The organism is Anaerocolumna cellulosilytica (genome assembly GCF_014218335.1).
GTDB classification, from domain to species: domain Bacteria; phylum Bacillota; class Clostridia; order Lachnospirales; family Lachnospiraceae; genus Anaerocolumna; species Anaerocolumna cellulosilytica.
The window spans coordinates 3,337,249-3,355,921 of record NZ_AP023367.1; the positions used below are offsets into that span (position 1 = coordinate 3,337,249).

The 18,673-nt window shown below is 37.8% G+C and carries 18 protein-coding genes; 2 read left to right on the forward strand and 16 right to left on the reverse strand.

Annotated features, from left to right (window positions below; genetic code table 11):
* Positions 1-172 precede the first annotated feature (172 nt).
* Positions 173-892: a CTP synthase C-terminal region-related (seleno)protein gene (locus tag acsn021_RS13740; RefSeq protein ID WP_184095911.1), complete on the reverse strand. Its 720-nt coding sequence runs from the start codon at positions 890-892 to the stop codon at positions 173-175.
* A 212-nt stretch (positions 893-1,104) separates the two neighbouring features.
* On the reverse strand, positions 1,105-1,308 hold the full coding sequence (locus tag acsn021_RS13745) for a glycoside hydrolase family 113 (protein ID WP_408626156.1): 204 nt from the start codon (positions 1,306-1,308) through the stop codon (positions 1,105-1,107).
* A 117-nt stretch (positions 1,309-1,425) separates the two neighbouring features.
* Between acsn021_RS13745 and acsn021_RS13750 the strand changes: the two genes are divergently transcribed.
* The gene (locus acsn021_RS13750) at positions 1,426-1,809 is read left to right on the forward strand and encodes a MerR family transcriptional regulator (RefSeq protein WP_184095915.1); all 384 of its coding nucleotides are present in this window, start codon (positions 1,426-1,428) and stop codon (positions 1,807-1,809) included.
* A gap of 84 nt (positions 1,810-1,893) precedes the next feature.
* Here the strand turns inward: acsn021_RS13750 and acsn021_RS13755 are convergent, their stop codons facing one another.
* Together acsn021_RS13755 and acsn021_RS13760 are read right to left on the reverse strand one after the other, a co-directional pair.
* A complete protein-coding gene (locus acsn021_RS13755) occupies positions 1,894-3,474 on the reverse strand; it encodes a putative ABC exporter domain-containing protein (RefSeq protein ID WP_184095917.1) in 1,581 nt (526 codons plus the stop codon).
* Entirely contained in the window at positions 3,471-4,196 is a 726-nt protein-coding gene (locus acsn021_RS13760; RefSeq protein WP_184095919.1) for an ABC transporter ATP-binding protein, read from the reverse strand. Before acsn021_RS13760 ends, acsn021_RS13755 begins: the two co-directional genes overlap by 4 nt.
* 505 nt (positions 4,197-4,701) lie before the next feature.
* Between acsn021_RS13760 and pdxR the strand changes: the two genes are divergently transcribed.
* A complete protein-coding gene (gene pdxR, locus acsn021_RS13765; RefSeq protein ID WP_184095921.1) occupies positions 4,702-6,183 on the forward strand; it encodes a MocR-like pyridoxine biosynthesis transcription factor PdxR in 1,482 nt (493 codons plus the stop codon).
* Here pdxR and acsn021_RS13770 read toward each other — a convergent pair.
* The 12 genes from acsn021_RS13770 to hisD form a co-directional block, all read right to left on the reverse strand.
* Positions 6,180-7,106 carry a bifunctional riboflavin kinase/FAD synthetase gene (locus tag acsn021_RS13770; RefSeq protein WP_184095923.1) on the reverse strand — a complete coding sequence of 309 codons (927 nt, stop codon included), beginning with the start codon at positions 7,104-7,106 and terminating at the stop codon, positions 6,180-6,182. The genes pdxR and acsn021_RS13770 overlap by 4 nt on opposite strands.
* 20 nt (positions 7,107-7,126) lie before the next feature.
* On the reverse strand, positions 7,127-8,044 hold the full coding sequence (gene truB, locus acsn021_RS13775) for a tRNA pseudouridine(55) synthase TruB (RefSeq protein ID WP_184095925.1): 918 nt from the start codon (positions 8,042-8,044) through the stop codon (positions 7,127-7,129).
* An 11-nt stretch (positions 8,045-8,055) separates the two neighbouring features.
* Positions 8,056-9,021 carry a DHH family phosphoesterase gene (locus acsn021_RS13780; RefSeq protein ID WP_184095927.1) on the reverse strand — a complete coding sequence of 322 codons (966 nt, stop codon included), beginning with the start codon at positions 9,019-9,021 and terminating at the stop codon, positions 8,056-8,058.
* A gap of 117 nt (positions 9,022-9,138) precedes the next feature.
* Positions 9,139-9,528, reverse strand: a complete 390-nt coding sequence (gene rbfA / locus acsn021_RS13785; RefSeq protein ID WP_184095929.1) for a 30S ribosome-binding factor RbfA — start codon at positions 9,526-9,528, stop codon at positions 9,139-9,141.
* 277 nt (positions 9,529-9,805) lie between these two features.
* Positions 9,806-12,961, reverse strand: a complete 3,156-nt coding sequence (gene infB / locus acsn021_RS13790; RefSeq protein WP_184095931.1) for a translation initiation factor IF-2 — start codon at positions 12,959-12,961, stop codon at positions 9,806-9,808.
* Positions 12,962-12,985: 24 nt separating this feature from the next.
* Positions 12,986-13,357 carry a L7Ae/L30e/S12e/Gadd45 family ribosomal protein gene (locus acsn021_RS13795; protein WP_243167992.1) on the reverse strand — a complete coding sequence of 124 codons (372 nt, stop codon included), beginning with the start codon at positions 13,355-13,357 and terminating at the stop codon, positions 12,986-12,988.
* Entirely contained in the window at positions 13,350-13,622 is a 273-nt protein-coding gene (gene rnpM, locus acsn021_RS13800; RefSeq protein WP_184095935.1) for an RNase P modulator RnpM, read from the reverse strand. Before rnpM ends, acsn021_RS13795 begins: the two co-directional genes overlap by 8 nt.
* 1 nt (position 13,623) lies before the next feature.
* Complete coding sequence (nusA, locus tag acsn021_RS13805; RefSeq protein ID WP_184095937.1) at positions 13,624-14,679, reverse strand: transcription termination factor NusA; 1,056 nt, start codon at positions 14,677-14,679, stop codon at positions 13,624-13,626.
* A 54-nt stretch (positions 14,680-14,733) separates the two neighbouring features.
* On the reverse strand, positions 14,734-15,201 hold the full coding sequence (locus tag acsn021_RS13810; protein ID WP_184095939.1) for a ribosome maturation factor RimP: 468 nt from the start codon (positions 15,199-15,201) through the stop codon (positions 14,734-14,736).
* 208 nt (positions 15,202-15,409) lie between these two features.
* A complete protein-coding gene (gene hisIE, locus acsn021_RS13815) occupies positions 15,410-16,669 on the reverse strand; it encodes a bifunctional phosphoribosyl-AMP cyclohydrolase/phosphoribosyl-ATP diphosphatase HisIE (protein WP_184095941.1) in 1,260 nt (419 codons plus the stop codon).
* Between the two features lie 92 nt (positions 16,670-16,761).
* A complete protein-coding gene (gene hisB / locus acsn021_RS13820) occupies positions 16,762-17,352 on the reverse strand; it encodes an imidazoleglycerol-phosphate dehydratase HisB (protein ID WP_184095943.1) in 591 nt (196 codons plus the stop codon).
* 1 nt (position 17,353) lies between these two features.
* Entirely contained in the window at positions 17,354-18,661 is a 1,308-nt protein-coding gene (gene hisD / locus acsn021_RS13825; protein WP_184095945.1) for a histidinol dehydrogenase, read from the reverse strand.
* Between the last annotated feature and the right edge of the window lie 12 nt (positions 18,662-18,673).

Sequence of the window (18,673 nt, forward strand, 5' to 3'; positions counted from 1 at the left end):
CCGTATTAATACATCATCCATATAAACGGCAGCGATTATTTAAGGTGTAATGCATCTATTTACCCTATTAAACTCCTAAATTTTTCGCTGTCGCCTCCCTCATCCGGGTGACAGTCTTTTTACAATATATATTTCTGCTATATTACTCCTTATGATATATTACATTTTACCACTAACCAATTCTAATTGTATTAAAATCTTTGGCATTTTGTAAAAAAGCCTGGATTAGTTTATGCGGTTTATTCTCAGGCGAGTTTAACTGGGGTTGAAATAAGGTTGCAACATAGAACTTTTTATCGTTTAGTACAAGTATTCTTGCTTCCATGGATGAATCAGCAGCACCAGTTATGAATCCATAGTCTTCAAGCATAGCTTGATAGCTTTTATTCAATCCAAAGCTACAGTTATATCTCTCTACAGCCTCCTTTTCTTTATACAGTTCATGCATAATAGTTTTTTCGTTTATGTAAATTTTTCGTGTTTCTCCAACCAAAGAACAGGATAGCGGAGTGATGAATATATCACTATAGTCCGGGTTTGTCTCTGCATGCCCTGCTTGCTTAATTCCAATCACATTGCGGGCAAACTCCAGAACTGCATGTTGAAATCCTCCGCAAGTACCCAGAAATGGATAATTACCTTCTCTGGCAAAGCGAATAGCCCAAAGAGCACCCTCTATACTTTTATAAGGGCTACCAGGAGCTCCTATAAAACCATCTATTTCACTTAGCTTTTTATGACCATCCTCCATCAGCATAGGCGTAGGAAGCCATTGAATTAGCAGGTCAATTCCAAAAAAAGCACCACAATCAGCTAACGCTTTATTTGTAGCTATGTGGGATGGACGGTTCTCTTCATAATCGCCAATAATACCTATCGTAATTTTATTCATATCATTCTTTCTTTCCACCTTCCTATTACAAATAAGATACAATTTTAATACTTTTTCAATAGGTATATTATACCATTTTGTTTAATATATATCTATAGTAATTGTAATTTATTATCACTTTACCACAAATATTGTAAAAGCAAAAGTAACCAGTCTATGAACTAACCGGTTACTTCCTTATTTCTAATATATTTTATACAAATATCTCCGGTTTACCCTTTTCTGCGGTAATACTCCTTTACGACAGCCTCAGCAGGCTTGCCGTATAAATCATACCCGGAGTCTTTATCCGCATCTTCTATATGGTATTGCTTCCATGCCCAATCTCTTTTTGCTGTTTTTTCAAACATTTTCTTGTACCATTCTGCCTGCCCCTGTAGATTAATGTCTCCATCTAGACTCCAATCGTTAGGAATAAGTTACGACCTATTTTTAGGCTGTTTCAGCCAGGTTGACAGCCTGTTTTTATTATGTTATGTTATAAATTACAAGTAAAGGGCTCAGTATTAGCAGCCCAAACAATGGAGGACTCTATGCACTATACCATCAAACAGGTTTCGGAAAAAACCGGCTTATCCATATATACTTTGCGTTACTATGACAAGGAGGGGCTTCTACCTCTTATAAAACGAAGTAAAAGTGGCATACGCAGATTCTCAGATAATGATATCTCCTGGCTTAAACTAATCTGCTGCCTAAAGAATTCCGGTATGCCTATTGAACAGATAAAAGAGTTTATGAATTTATGCCTGCAAGGAAATAAAACAGCTGAGACTCGCAAAAATATTATGCTAGCCCACAGAGAAAAAATTCTGGAACAGATGAAGCAGCTTGAAAGTAGTCTACATACGATTGATTATAAAATCGACCATTACAAAGAAATAGGTATTTTTCACATTGATGCCAGTAATAATTAACCCTTCATTCAACCATTCCTTGCTTTTGTTTCATGTTAAGGTCATTATATAAGGTGTCTCAAGGTATGTTATTAAATAGAAGACCTATTTCCCCCCATATTCTGCTTTATCCAATAGATTGCCGCAGCCTGCAAATATACCGGCACTGATTACTAGGCAGCAGAACGTATAGGGCAATGTACCAAGAAAAATCAGCGCAGATGGTAAAAATGCGATTGCGGCAACACTTGTTCCAATTCCCGGTGCCATTACCAAAAAGAGCAAAGCAAGTCCTAACGTTGCTTGTATTAATTTGTTTGGTTGTCCTCCGAATACCCGCTGGCATAACAAGGTATACCCAACAAACAATGCTCCTGTTGATGCATAGGCTAAAGCCAGAAATAGGTTAAGAAGCGGTGAGGTTTTTGAAAAAATACATACAACTGTAAAAATTACCACGGCATCGAAACACGGCTTTAGCAATGTTGTCATAGATGCCATTAACACTTTTTTAATGGACTTTTCTGGAATCATATAAATATATGGTTTAGTCAGCTCCATTGAAAGCTTACCAAGTATTGTTGTAAAGAACTGAATATAAACCAATATCCCAAGTACAATATACACTGAAAAACTTTCCTGTACAAAATAACACAGAATTCCTGCACCTGCTGATGCTAACAACGTATACGTATCTAAATATGCAAAACGGTTTCCCCGTCTTACTTCTAAAAGGTGCTTGTAAAAGATAGCTGTATGCCCTTTGCCTTTTTGCAGTCCCGTCACTGCGTCTTTGACTTTAATCTTTCGGTTAGAAACGAATGTTTTACCTTCTTTTACCTTTTCCAGTTTTTCATAATTTACCTCTGTACTGTGAAGCACATCTTCATAATAGTCGGCTTCACCGGAAGTAAATAAAGCAATAATAGCAATACTGCTTCCCAGAAAGAGGGCAAGAGACACCAGTAAATAAACTATACTCCCCTCAATTGAAGCTTGCATAAACATGACTGCCCAGCCTACTACAGGCAGGAATTGAAATGGCTTAAATTCCATCAGGCTTAACAAACATACTAAAATATCACCATGAACCGTATACTGATAATAAATACCTGCCAGTATAAGTAATAAAAATACAATAAAAACACCCTTAACCAACTGCTTTCTTTCTCTATTTCCATTGGTAAAGATATAAATAGCTATAGATAACAACTGACAGAAAAAAACAAGTATGGCATATACTAAAAAGACATGGGTTATATTAGTAATCCCCATACCAAAGGAAGATTTTAAGTTTCCTACTTGATAAAGGATAAATAAGGCACTGACCAAAGTAGTTGCTGCTTGCTTAATCAGACCATAAACCAGTATCTTTTTGGATGATAGCGGTGATACAAAAAGAAGTCCGACATCTGCCATATTAAACAATGTAGATCCGGTAGATATACCGGTAGACACAAAAGAATACAAAAACAGTAACCCTACTCCTACAATAATGGAATACAGAATACGGATATCCCCATGTCTAACTGCTGCACCGGAAATTTCAGAAGTACCGGAAAACACCACCATAACTACTACAAATGCCGTTATGACAAGATAGAGGATAAGCATGGCAGGCTTCTTTTTTAGACTTAAAATTCGGTTTTTTAAAGTCATAAGTAAAAGATATCCTAATGCTTTCATACACCCACCTTATTCTCTTTCTCTTTGACGCTTTCTGTGATTTCAAAGAACAGCTTTTCTAAGTCTTCTCCGCTTCCAGCCACTTCTTCCCTGGTTCTTCTGGCAGCAAATTTCCCATTCATCATAATATTGGTACTATCCCAAAATTCTGAAACGCTATCCAGCATATGGGTACTAAGTAATATGGCTGCACCTTGTCTTTTTATTTCTACTAATAATGCTTTTAGTTCCTTTATTGCATGTGGATCTAAGCCAACCAGCGGTTCATCAAATAATAACACCTGGGGATTTGGCAGCAGACCGCAGCAGATACTTACCTTTTGCTGCATACCCTTTGACAATTCATTGCCCAGTTTCTTCTTTTTATCTGCTAACTCAAATCTGTCAAATAATCCTTCAGCTCTCTCCTTCCAATCACTTAAAGAATATGCCCTCCCAATAAACTCCATATGCTCCCATATTGTCAGCATGTCATAGAGTGCCGGGAATTCAGGTATATAGCCAAGTGTCTTTTTTGCCTCCACCGACTTATTCCTCTTACCATTAATCAGTATCTCTCCCTCAAAACGTAATAATCCAGCTATGCTTTTAATTATGGTTGATTTTCCTGCACCATTTGGTCCTGCCAGAATGGATATTTCCCCCGGGTTAACCGTAAAGCTTAGATTATCATTTGCCAAAAATTTTCCGTAACGTTTTGTCACATTCCTAACTTCTATCATACGCTCTCCTTTTGTACTATTTCAATTTTAGCCAATTTTAAAACTATCACCAAAACAACTTCCATTTATATGTATTATCTCATACCTGTAGAGGATATTCAATATGTCCCTGCAATAAAGCGACATACGTATGGAGAAATGATGATTGCAGGGTGTTGATATAGGGGTAACTTACTTTATTCTCTTCTCTTCATATTTATCTTTTTAAAGTACTCTATAAATAAAACATGAACGACTATTTCTCTTATACGTTTGCCGCAGAATTATTATCCCACAGCAAGATTAGTAGCAGATTAGAAAGAAATTAATATTTTTGGAATAAGAATTTAGATTCTTGTAAAATAAGCAAAAAACTGGTATGCTCATACTAATCCCATTGCATATGGCAAGCCTGCTTGCCATACTGTCCAAGTAAGATAATTAGAATCAACGCGTGAACTATGTTCTCCAAAATTACACACAATGACAATTTATATTTTCATACCACAAGTTATGGAGGAAAAGCATGTTAACTATAATCCTTAATACAGCCTCTACTATCCCCTTATACGAGCAGATATATACTTTCATTCGTGATGAAATAAAAGCCGGCCGGTTATGCTATCGTGACAAGTTACCCTCTACCAGAAATTTGGCGGCGAATTTAGGAGTCAGCCGAAATACGGTAGACATGGCGTATGCACAACTTCTATCGGAAGGATATATAGAATCTGTACCCAAAAGCGGTTACTATATTTCAATGATAACAGAACTGACCCATATCAAAACACCTCCCAAGAGTAAACAGCCTCAAGCAGCGAAGTACAATCAGCCCTATCTCTACGACTTTTCACCTTTTGCCATTGATATTAACAGCTTTCCCTATAACATCTGGCGTAAATTGTCCAAGAATTGTATGAATGAATCCAATAATGACTTGTTTTTACTTGGAGATAATCAAGGGGATGAAAGTCTTCGAAAGGCAATCACCGATTACCTTTATAGTTCCAGAGGAGTTAACTGTACCCCGGAGCAAATTATTGTAGGTGCAGGTGCAGATTACCTGCTACAACTTTTAGCACAATTATTTCATATGATGCATACTGAGAGAAATAGATTCACAGATATAAAAGAAACAAAAGACAGCATAACCGATGGATATAGTAACTCATTAACTATTGCAATGGAAAACCCCGCTTATAAAAGAGCTTTCCGAATATTTAAGGGTCTTGCGTTCAATACCGTTCCCATCAGCCTTGACCAAAACGGAATAAAAATAGAGGAACTGGAAGACTCAGCAGCTAACCTTGTATATGTTACCCCTTCCCACCAGTATCCTCTTGGTATAGTTATGTCTATAAAACGAAGGTTAGAACTGCTGCAATGGGCTTGCAAAGTCCCAAATCGTTACATTATTGAAGACGACCACGACAGCGAATTCCGTTACAAAGGGAAACCCATACCTGCCTTACAGGGAATCGATTCCAACGGCAATGTAATTTATCTCGGAACTTTTTCCAGAGCTATTGCTCCCGCTATTCGTATTGGTTACATGGTACTACCTAAAAGGCTGTTAGCACTTTATAAAAAACATCTGTTTTACTATTCCTCCACCGTTTCTCGAATGGACCAGTATATTCTGACTCATTTTATTAACGACGGATATTTTGAACGGCATCTGAACAAGATACGTAAGCTCTATAAAAACAAGCATGATAGCCTTATACAAAATCTAAAGCCTTTTAAAGGTTCTTTGATAATAGAAGGTGAGAATGCCGGATTGCATCTTGTTCTGCGTTTAAAAACAAAACTATCAGAAGAAGAACTTACAGAACTAGCAGCAAAGAGCGGTATTCGACTCTATGGCTTAAAGGAGCATTATATATCCCATACCGAACCTTATTCAACAACTACATTTTTACTAGGCTATGCAAACATGGCTGAAAGTGAAATTCAAAAGGGCATCCAACTATTATATAAGGTTTTAAAGGATTATTTACTGCCTTAGTAGGGATGTTTCTCAAAATAATCCCTTCCATAGACAATATCTTTTTTCATCTGAGCTCTTAATTCATCCAGAGTTTGATATTTCACTTCTCCTCTTTCTCTTGCGTATAATGCTACCTCAATGAAAGTATCATACAAATCCGAATTAAAATCAAAGATAAAGGTCTCCACTCTCTTCTCCGGTGTCTTACCAACCGTTGGGTTAAAACCAATGTTGGTAACTCCCGGATATTTTCTGCCGTTCACTGTTGTTATAGAAGCATACACTCCGCTTGGAGGTAAGAGTTTATTCTTTTCTGGAATCAGATTAGTTGTGGGAAATCCTAAGGTATGTCCAATTTTACGGCCATGCTGTACAACTCCCATAATTGTATAGGGATTTCCTAAAAACTGATTGGCATTTTCCAATCTTCCCTCTGCAATTTCACTTCGAATAAAGGAGCTGCTGATTACCTGATCACCTTCCATTATTTTGTCATAAACAACCAGTTCATAACCGTATGTGATAGAAAGTTTCTTTAATAATTCTACATTTCCTTTCCTCTGGTGTCCAAAACAAAAGTCTCTCCCTACAACTATCATCTTCGAATCCAGTTTATCAATCAAAACCTCTTTTACAAACTGTTCCGGCTCCATAGAAGCAGTTTCCTCGGTAAAAGGATAAGAAACTAGCACATCCAGTCCACTTTTTTGCAAAATATACTTTTTTTCTTCCTCTGTATAAATTAAATCAAGTTCTTTTTCAGAAAACAGATTTTGGGGATGGTACATAAATGTAAACATCACAGCCTGATATCCAAACTTTTTCTGTTCTAAAATTTTGTTCAGTAAAAGTTGATGTCCGCGATGCAGACCATCAAATTTTCCGAGGGAAACAACAGAATTGCTAAGCTTAAAATCTGTTCTTCCTGTAATATATTCCATATGCACACTCCTATTAAAAACTATAAAAACATTTTAACGGGTTTAAAAACACCCTTTCCAACATATTCATAGATACCAGTGAATTGATGCTGCCAATCGTATACCCTTACATAAGAAGATGTTTCTATAGTATCAACCACCGGATATTCGGCTCCCTCCATTAGATGTTTTATATCAAAGGAGTTACCATTGTATAGATATTTAGTATACTCTTTAGCTATTACAACCTTCTTATAATCTAAAAACATCTGGTCAACCATTACAATATAATCTGACAGCAGCTCCTTCTCCTGTAAGTCCTGTATTTTCTGAAGTGTTATACTATCATCTATTGTAAATTGTCCGGCCTTTGTACGTAAAAGTTCTTTCATACAGCCGCCACAGGTAAGTTTTATACCTATATCATGGCATAGAGTTCTAATGTAAGTTCCTTTAGAACAATGAACAGCAATGCGGATTTCATGATTTTCATCATCAAACTCAAGTATACGGATATTATGTATCCTTACTTTTCTGGTTTCCCGTTCTACTTCTTTGCCGGCCCTGGCTAATTCGTAAAGTCTTTTTCCGCCAACTTTTATTGCTGAATACATGGGAGGGAGTTGCTCATAGTCACCTACAAAACTCATAATAGCTGATTCGATTTCTTCCCTGACCACTGTAACTTTAGAGGTCTCTAACACTTTACCGGTAATATCCTGCGTGTCTGTAGTTACGCCCAACAAGAGTACCGCCTCATAGGTTTTGTCTTTATCCGTCAGCATATCACACAGTTTGGTGCCATTACCTAAACAAACCGGTAGAACTCCTTCCGCATCCGGGTCTAGAGTCCCGGTATGTCCTATCTTTTTTTGTTTTAAGATTCCTCTTAATTTTGCAACCACATCATGGGAGGTAAATCCCTTTTCTTTATATACATTAATAATTCCGTTAATCAATCGAAGAACTCCTATTCACTTGTATTGTGTTTTAACTGATGTTCTATATGTGGTGTCAGATTATTGACTACATCATGCAAGGTTCCCCGCATCGTACAACCGGCTGCCTTAATATGACCTCCTCCCCCAAAGTAAGTAGCAATCTTACTAACATCCACAATGCCATTTGATCTCATGCTCACCTTATGCTCATGGAAATCGGACTCATAGATTAGTATAGCAACTTCTACACCCTCCGTAATCCTTAGCTGGTCAATGATACCATCTAAATCAGCAGTAACAGCATCGTAAAATTCTATCATTCTTTTACTGACAGAAGATACAATACATTTTCCTTGTAATAAAAGGATACTTTCCAACAAACACCTTCCAAGTATCTGATTCTGACGGTAATTCTTTCGATAAAAAGTATCATCAATCATTTCTGAAAAAGGGATTCCCTTTGTTATAAGCTTGCCTGCTATCTTCATCGTCTTTTCTGTGGTATTGGAATGTTTGAAAACTCCGGTATCATGTATGATACCCAAATATAATGCTTTCGCTGTAACTGCATCAATTTTTACCTCTTCAAACAAATCATATAACACTTCACAAGTAGAACTTGCGTCATCCAAAACATGATTTACTTTAGCAAATCTGGTATTGCTAATATGATGATCTATATTTATAGTCTTTTCAGCCTTTTCAAAATATTTTGCTGCAAAACCAAGCCGGTCAAGACTTCCGCTGTCTAAAGCAATAAACACATCGTAATTTAGATTTTCTTCATTATTCTGCTTAATTTTTGAAACATCATCTGTAATATAAAACTTATCTGAAATTGGTTCCAGATACAAATCGATTATCACTTCTTCGGGTAAGGCCTGTCTTAAATAATGGTATAGGGCAAGGCTAGAGCCGGCACAGTCGCCATCCGGTCTGATATGTCCTGCAATACCAACGCTTTTAGCCTCTTTTAATTCTTGTAATAAATTCATATAAACTATAGCCACCACTTTCTAAAGGCTGAAAGAAACTATGCGTGGCAATCCTCTCTTTCCCTGTATTTTCTTTCAACCTTTTATTAAGTTAGGTAATTACATTACTAGTTATTCTTATTCACTATCCTCTTTAAGCTCTTCATTGTTGGATAAATCTTTATTCACATCATGAATTAATTTTGACATATTTACACCGTATTCAATAGACTGATCCATTATGAAGGTTAATTCCGGTGTATTTCTAAGATTAATGCTTTTCGCAAGTTGTCCTCTCATAAAAGGTGCTGCACTTCTCAATCCAGCCAATGTGTTTTTCTGAGATTCTTCATCTCCTAGTACACTGATATATACTTTCGCATGTTTTAAGTCCGGTGCTACCTCTACGGCTACAACGGAGGTCAATGGATTTATTCTTGGATCCTTAATTTCTCTGTTAATTAACATGCTTAATTCTCTTTGAACTTCACCATTGATTCTTGTGTTTTTAATGCTGTTTTTTCTCATACTATGGGATAGTCCTTTCTATTCTATATTCTTTCCGTTGTCTTAGATAAATTTTTCTAATCCAAAACCAAATTACCGTTATCTATTTCGTTGATTTAGTTTTTTCCCGTAATATATAAAGCTACATGAAATATATATATATAGTACTTTTAGCTTGTTTCACGTACAAAAACTGAATTCAACCTATATAGCTTAGACTTCTTTCTTGCAGATTATACAGCAGTGCGCCATAACGCCGCTGTCAGATAACACCGTCATTATGGCGCATGCCTATTACCTATCTTGGTACTTCTTGCATTACATATAATTCAACTATATCAAATTCTTTTAAATCATTAAACTTTTCAAATACTAAACCACATTCATAACCAGTTGCAACTTCTTTCACATCATCCTTAAATCTCTTAAGAGATGCTAATGGTCCTTCATAAATCAATTCACCTTCACGCTTAATTCTTGCAGAACAGCCTCTGGTTATCTTTCCGTCTAATACATAGGAACCGGCAATCACACCTAAGCCAGATGCTTTAAATGTCTGTCTAACTTCAGCATGACCAATAACCTTTTCTTCAAAGACAGGTTCTAACATACCTTTCATGGCTGATTCTACGTCTTCGATGGCATTGTAAATAACTCTGTATAATCTTAAATCTACTTTTTCAGTATCTGCTTTATCCTTTGCCGTATTATCCGGTCTTACATTAAAACCAATAATTATTGCATTGGAAGCACTTGCAAGATTTACGTCGGATTCGTTAATAGCACCTACACCACCATGAATCACACGTACTGCAACCTCTTCATTGCTTAATTTTAATAAGCTCTGTTTCATTGCTTCCACGGAACCCTGAACGTCGGCTTTAATAATAATATTTAGATCTTTTACATTGCCGGCTTTTATCTGTGAGAACAAACCATCTAAGGATAATTTTGCTTTTGTATCAGCAATCAGTTTTTCTTTTCCCTGTGAAATATACGTTTCAGCAATAGTACGAGCTTCTTTTTCATTATCAGTAGCAATAAAAATTTCACCCGCATCAGGAACGGCATTCAATCCAAGAATCTCAACAGGAGTAGAGGGAGTAGCTTCTTTTACTCTTCTACCTTTATCATCCATCATTGCTCTTACTTTACCATAAGCTGACCCGATTGCTAAAGAATCTCCAACGTGAAGTGTACCTTTTTGTACTAAAATAGTTGCTACCGGACCACGTCCTTTGTCTAATTCAGCTTCTATAACGATACCTCTTGCATTACGGTTAGAATTGGCTTTTAATTCCACCATCTCTGCGGTTATGATAATCATCTCAAGCAACTGATCAATACCTTCTTTTGTGTGTGCGGAGACAGGCACAAATACAGTGTCACCACCCCAGTCTTCTGCAACTAATTCATGTTCAGTTAATTCCTGTTTTACTCTTTCGATGTTAGCACTTGGTTTGTCTATTTTATTTATGGCCACAATAATCTGAATTCCGGCTGCTTTTGCATGGCTGATTGCTTCTACGGTCTGAGGCATTACACCATCGTCTGCTGCAACAACAAGAATAGCAATATCAGTGGATTGAGCACCTCTCATACGCATGGAAGTAAATGCTTCATGTCCCGGTGTATCTAAGAAAGTGATTTTTTCACCATTAACCTCTACCACATAAGCACCGATATGCTGTGTAATACCACCTGCTTCATGTGAAGTTACACTGGTTTCACGAATAGCATCCAGAAGGGAAGTCTTACCATGATCAACATGACCCATAACACATACAACCGGCGGACGTTTATCCATGGTTGTTACATCTTCTTCCTCTTCTTTTAACAATTCTTCGATGACATCTACTTTTACTTCGTGTTCTGCTATGATATCATATTCAATTGCTATTTCCTCTGCTTCCTCAAAAGTGATTTCCTGGTTAATGGATACCATTTTTCCAGATAGGAACAGTTTTTTTACAAGATTTGATGCAGGCATCTTCATCTTCTCTGCTAATTCTTTAATGGTGAGAATATCAGGAAGAATAATTGTTTTGATTTCATCTTCCTTATTTTCCTGAGCCTGTATTGGCTTAGGCTTGATAAACTGACCCTTTTTAGGAATTTTGATTTCATCTGTTTCGTTTTCGTATACTTTATAATTAGTCTTGGAATTTTTAGTATTTTTATTTGCTCGGTTGTTTCTGTTGTTCGCAGAATCACTTCTGGACATTCCAATCGGTGCATCAAACTTTTTCCCGGAATCGTTTCTAGTGCTGGTTCTCTTTCTGTTGTTGTTATCAGCATCTTTATCTTTATCCTTGTAATCAGCATCCTTATTGCCGCCGTAACCAAAGTTACGGTTGCCATAGCCTTCGCCTTGACCGCGGTTCTGGTTATAGCCGCCTCCCTGACCCGGTCTGTTGTTATAAGGTCTTTGAGAAGACTGATTCTGTCCGCCGTTTCCATAAGGACGGTTCTGCCCATCCTGGGTAGGACGGTTTGAACGATACTGTCCGCCGGACTGGTTATAAGATGAACCCTGGCCTTGTGGACGGTTCTGTCCCTGATAACCCTGACCCTGTGGACGATTTTGGTTATTATAACTACCACCTTGACCACGGTTCTGGTTATAGCCGCCTCCCTGACTTTGGTCACGATTTTGTCCCTGATAGCCTTGGCCACGGTTCTGTCCTTGGTAGCCTTGACCCTGTGGACGATTTTGGTTATTATAACCACCACCTTGACTGCGGTTCTGGTTATAGCCGCCTCCCTGGCTTTGGTCACGATTTTGTCCCTGATAGCCTTGGCCACGGTTCTGTCCTTGGTAGCCTTGACCCTGTGGACGATTTTGGTTATTATAACCACCACCTTGACTGCGGTTCTGGTTATTATAGCCGCCTCCCTGGCTCTGGTCACGATTTTGTCCCTGATAGCCTTGACCACGGTTCTGTCCCTGATAGCCCTGACCCTGTGGACGATTTTGGTTATTATAACCACCGCCTTGACTGCGGTTTTGGTTGTTATAGCTTCCCTGACTTTGATCACGGTTTTGGTTGTTATACCCTCCCTGACTTTGATCACGGTTTTGGTTGTTATACCCTCCCTGGCCTTGATCACGGTTTTGCCCTTGATAACCCTGACCCTGTGGACGGTTCTGGTTATTATAGCCACCACCCTGGTTTTGTCTGTTCATCTGCTGGTTTGCTGATCCTGCAGCTGAGGCATGACGGTTGTTGTCGCCATTATGTGGCTGAGATACAGTCTGCTTATCTCTAAAAGAAGTATCTTTTTGTGAATTGTCTCTAGGAGAAAAATGACTTTTCACCATATTCACAGCACTATCATCTATACTGCTCATGTGGCTTTTTACATCCATACCCTTTTCATTTAAAAAGCTGACGATATCCTTACTGTGTTTATCCATTTCTTTTGCTAATTCATATATCTTAATTTTTGCCATACTTACTACCTCCACTTATACGACTCAATGTATATCCATACATTTGTCATTGTTAAACATGTTCAGTTGCTTTTCTACCGCATCAGCCAGACCTTTGTCTAACAGAACTAGGGATGCCCTGAATTCTTTTCCTATTGCGTGGCCAAGTTTTGTTTTTTCACCAAAAAAGTAAATCGGCACTTTATAGTAAGTACACATATTGGTAAACATTTTTTTCGTATTGTTCGATGCATCCTCAGCAACAATTACTAATTTGCCTTTTCCTTCTTTCACGGATTTTTCTGTCATAAATTCACCGCTTAAAAGGCTGCCGGCCTTTGCTGCCAATCCAATATAAGAAAATACTTTTTTTTCTACAATAGGCCTAAGCCCGCTATTATCCTTTTCATCATTCAAGTCCATTCAGCTCCTTTTCTAATGCCTCATACACTTCATGAGGAATACTTACCTTTAAGGATCTTTCAAGGCCCTTGCTTTTCGCTGCCTTCCGAAGACATTCTAAGGATTTGCATATGTATGCTCCTCTGCCGTTCTTCTTGCCAGTAGCATCAATTATGATAGCTTCCTCCGGTGTTTTAATTACTCGGATCATTTCTTTTTTATTTTTTAACGCCCCACAACCTGTGCATTGTCTCTGGGGAATTTTTTTAATGCCACTCATACTATTCCCATCCGTAGTCTTCTGCCTGTGACTCGCTCTTAATATCTATCTTATAGCCGGTGAGTCTTGCAGCCAGTCTAGCATTCTGACCTTCCTTACCAATTGCTAAAGATAACTGATAATCTGGAACGATAACACGCGCACTTTTTTCTTCTTCATCCACATGAACAGATACAACCTTTGCAGGACTTAAAGCATTCTCAATCAGAATAGCCGGATTTTCACTCCAATTAATAATATCTATTTTTTCGCCCCTTAACTCATTAACAATGGCATTCACCCTTGCACCATTTAGACCTACGCAGGAACCTACCGGGTCAACATCAGGATTGTTTGAATAAACCGCCATCTTTGTTCTGGAACCTGCTTCTCTTGAAATACTCTTGATTTCAACAGTACCATCTTTTACTTCTGTTACTTCTGCCTCAAATAGACGTTTTACAAGCTCGGGATGCGTTCTGGACACAGTAATTCTTGGACCTTTTGTAGTATCTTTTACTTCAAGTACATAAAGCTTAATACGGTCTGTTGGCCTGAAATGCTCTGCTTTAACTTGTTCATTTTCCGTCAGCACAGCATCAACCTTACCAAGATTAATACTTACATTATTGCCTACGTAACGCTGTACAATACCAGTAACTACATCTTTTTCTTTACTGTAGTACTGGTTAAATAGAACTTTTCTTTCCTCTTCCCTAATTTTTTGCACTACCACCTGTTTCGCCTTCTGAGCTGCAATACGTCCGAAATTCTTAGGAGTCACTTCAACATTAACGATATCTCCGATATCATTTCTGGGATATTTTAACCTGGCTTCCACAACACTTACCTGAGTAACAGGGTCTGTAACAGTTTCTACAATTTCACGCTCTGCATAAACGCTGACTGCTCCGGTTTGTCGGTTAATGTCAACTTTTATATTATCTGCTTTGCCGAAATGATTTTTACAGGCTGCAACCAAAGAATTTTCCATAGCTTCCAGTAATATTTCCTTGCTGATATCTTTTTCTCTTTCAATCTGATTTAATGCGTCAATTAACTCTTTATTATTGTTCATTTTCTTCGAATCCTCCTCATTCCTGTTCTAGTATGTCAGACAAGATATTATGTGTTAAAAGTCAAACGCCAAACGGATTAATGCTATATTAGACCGCGGAATTTCCAACATATTTCCATTTTCTAATTCGACGACCAACTTCTCCTGGTCGTACTCAGTTAACAGGCCTACAAATTCCTTCTGCTTATCAATGCCTTTAAAAAGCTTAATTTCAACTTCTTTATTAATGCTTCTAGCAAAGTCCTTCTCTTTTTTTAATTGTCTGCCAAGACCAGGGGAACTGACCTCTAAAATATAAGCATCCGGTATAAAGTCATGCTCATCCAATAAATCACTGAGTGCTCTGCTTATCAGCTCACAATCATCAACAGAAATACCGCCTTCTTTGTCAATATAGGCTCTAAGATACCAGTTACCACCCTCTTTTACATATTCAACGTCTACCAAATCAAAGTTATTCTTTTGTATGATGGGCTCAAGCAGCTTTTCTGTTTTTAATTCATATTCTTCTCTTTTTGTCATTGAATCCTCCATGTATCTTACATCTATAGCAGACGTAAACAACTGTTACTGTTGCAAATTATTAACTTTGCTTTTACGCAAATATAAAGAGTGGACTTTCGCCCACTCTCATTCCATACGTTATCATACTTACAATAAATGATTATAGCACCAGTTATCAGATAATGCAAGGGGTTTTTTAATTTTTTCCAATTACAGCCATAAATCCTTATCTGCGGTGCGCCAATTCTTTTACGATATCTGACCACTCTAATCCACATTCTGCCATGAGCACCATCATATGATAAAGAAAATCTGATATTTCATACTTTAATTCTTCTGCATCAGGGTTTTTAGCGGCTATAATAATTTCCGTGGCTTCCTCACCGCATTTTTTTAATATTTTGTCAATCCCCTTATCAAATAAATAATTTGTGTAAGAGCCTTCTTTCGGATTCTTTTTTCGGTCAGCTATGGTCTCATACACTTCTGAAAAAACCGTTAAAGGATTGGTAGTATCGTGCGCCTTCTTCACCAAATCAGTATAAAAACAACTCTGACTGCCTGTATGGCAGGCAGGTCCTACTTGCTGTACTTTTGCAAGGATAGTATCTTTATCACAGTCAATTTGTAATGTCTTAACATACTGAACATGACCGGACGTTTCGCCTTTTACCCACAGGCTTTGCCTGCTCCGGCTAAAGTAAGTCATCTTACCTGTCTCTACCGTCCTATCAAAAGCTTCTTCATTCATATATGCTACCATTAATACCTGACTGGTTTTATACTCCTGAACAACAACCGGAATCAATCCGTCACCGTTTAACTTAAACTCCTTAAATGCAAGACTGCTTTCATAAGTATTAACTTCAACTCCCTGTTCCTTTAAGGTCTTTTTCACCTGAAACAATTCCGTACTGTTGAATCTATCTGAGATGATACCTGTTACACCTTTTAAAGTTATTATATCCTTTAGCTGCACATCCAGTAAGCTGTCCCTTAGTATAACAGGTACACTCATTACTTCTATCATGTCCAGAAAATCAACCGTTAATTCATTCCGGTCTAAAATTAAGGTTGAGATACACAGATTTTTTAGAACATCCAAAGATGTTTTCTTTAATACGTCCTCTAAATTATCCAGCAGCAAATAAATTTTATCTGTTCCAAACCGTAAAGCTCCTTCTTTTATAGCCTCCGGAAAGTTTAAGGTTTCCTTTTGCAATACTACATAAGAAGCTCCGGTATAAAGTGCCTTTTTTATATCTTCAAACCGCTTTACATAGCAGCCGATATATATGGGAATATCAATCGTTTTGGAAAGTTCTTTTACCAGAATTAGAAATTCTTCCCGTTGTTCTTCCACCATAGAGTACTGATATACATATATTCCATCTGCACCGCCTGATTCATAAGCTGCTGCTGCCTGTCGTACTTGCTCATTCCCCTGACCTTCGCAATTTATAGAAGGTATAATTTTTTGATACATAGCTTCATGCCCACCTTTCTCCTATATTTTACCGCCATTAATAGCTTGACTGACTCTCAGCTTTATGCCCCATGCTAGCAGTAAAAGATAACCTAATCTACCACTCCCTTAGTAGACAAAACATCCTGTATCCGCTCATCTTTTGCAGAAGCTTCGTCTAATGCTCTGGCAAATGCCTTAAAGATAGCTTCAATAATATGATGATTATTACTTCCATGCAATACCTTTATATGAAGGTTCATACCTGCACTGTATGATATGGCATAAAAAAATTCTTTCACCAACTCTGTATCCAGATATCCTACTCTGTCCGTGGTTAATTCCACATCAAAGACTAGATAAGGACGGCCTGACAAATCAATGGCACATAAAGCAAGCGTTTCATCCATTGGAAGCATAGTACTGCCATACCGTTTTATGCCCTTCTTATCCCCGAGTGCCTGTTTGATTGCCTGTCCAAGAACTATTCCGGTATCTTCTACTGTATGATGTCCGTCCACATATAAATCTCCAGTTACTTTTAGGGTTAAATCAAAAAAACCATGTCTTGCAAAACTATGAAGCATATGGTCAAAAAATCCGATGCCGGTATCTATTTGGGCATTTCCTGTTCCATCCAAATCTACAGTAAGGTTTATGTCTGTTTCCTTGGTTTTTCTTTCAATGACTGCTCTTCTTGCCATATTAACACTCTTCCCCTTTCTCTTCAAAACGTACGGAGATGGAATTGGCATGCGCAGTTAAGCCTTCTGCTTCGGCAAAGGTAACTATGTCCTTATGAATAGGCTCCAAAGCTTCTTTTGAATAGGATATAATGCTTGATTTCTTAATAAAGTCATCTACACTAAGAGGTGAGAAGAATTTTGCCGTACCATTGGTTGGAAGTACATGATTTGGTCCTGCAAAGTAATCTCCTAACGGTTCACTGCTATATTCACCAAGGAATATAGCACCTGCATTCTCTATCTTTGTCATTATCTGAAAAGGGTCTTTAGTTAAAATCTCTAGATGTTCAGAGGCTATTTCATTAGCAGCTGCTATGGCCTCTTCTATATTTGAGGCAATTAGAATATATCCATAATTATCAAGAGATTTTTTAATAATTTCTTTTCTGGATAATATGGCAGTAAATCCCTCTACTTCCTTTAACACCTGCTCTGCAACTTCACTGCTAGTCGTAACTAAAATTGCTGATGCCAATTCATCATGCTCAGCCTGGGATAGAAGATCTGCTGCGATATATCTGGGGTTAGCAGTTTCATCAGCAAGTACAAGGATTTCACTGGGCCCTGCAATGGAGTCTATACTTACATGCCCATACACAGCTTTTTTGGCAAGTGCTACATAGATATTACCGGGTCCTACTATTTTATCTACCTTAGGGACACTTTCTGTACCAAAGGCCAAGGCAGCGATTGCCTGGGCTCCTCCGGCTTTATATATTCTATCAACTCCTGCTTCCCTTGCTGCAACCAGGGTTCCGGCATAAATTTTACCGTCCCTATCCGGAGGCGTCACCATAATCACTTCTTTAACCCCTGCCACTCTTGCAGGAAGAACATTCATAAGTACAGAGGAGGGATAAGCAGCTTTTCCACCGGGAACATACACCCCTACAGAAGATAAAGGCGTAACCTTTTGTCCTAAAATAACTCCATTTGGCTCACTGTCAAACCAACTGTACTGTTTTTGCTTCGCATGATAGTTTTTTATATTTATGGCTGCTTTTTTAATTACCTCAATTACTTCGGGAGCAACGGTCTGGTAAGCTTCCTCATACTCTGCTTCAGTAACTAAAATATTGTCTTTACTGATATCTGCCTTGTCAAACTGCTTTGTGTATGCAAACAATGCGTGGTTGCCATTTGCCCTCACATCTTCAATAATCAGACTCACGGTTTCCATATAAGTGTCGTATTGATTCGGACTTCTTTTTAAAAGATTGTTAAGCAAATCTTTTTTGGTTTCTGTATCTAACTTTAATATCTTCATAGCCTGTTCCCT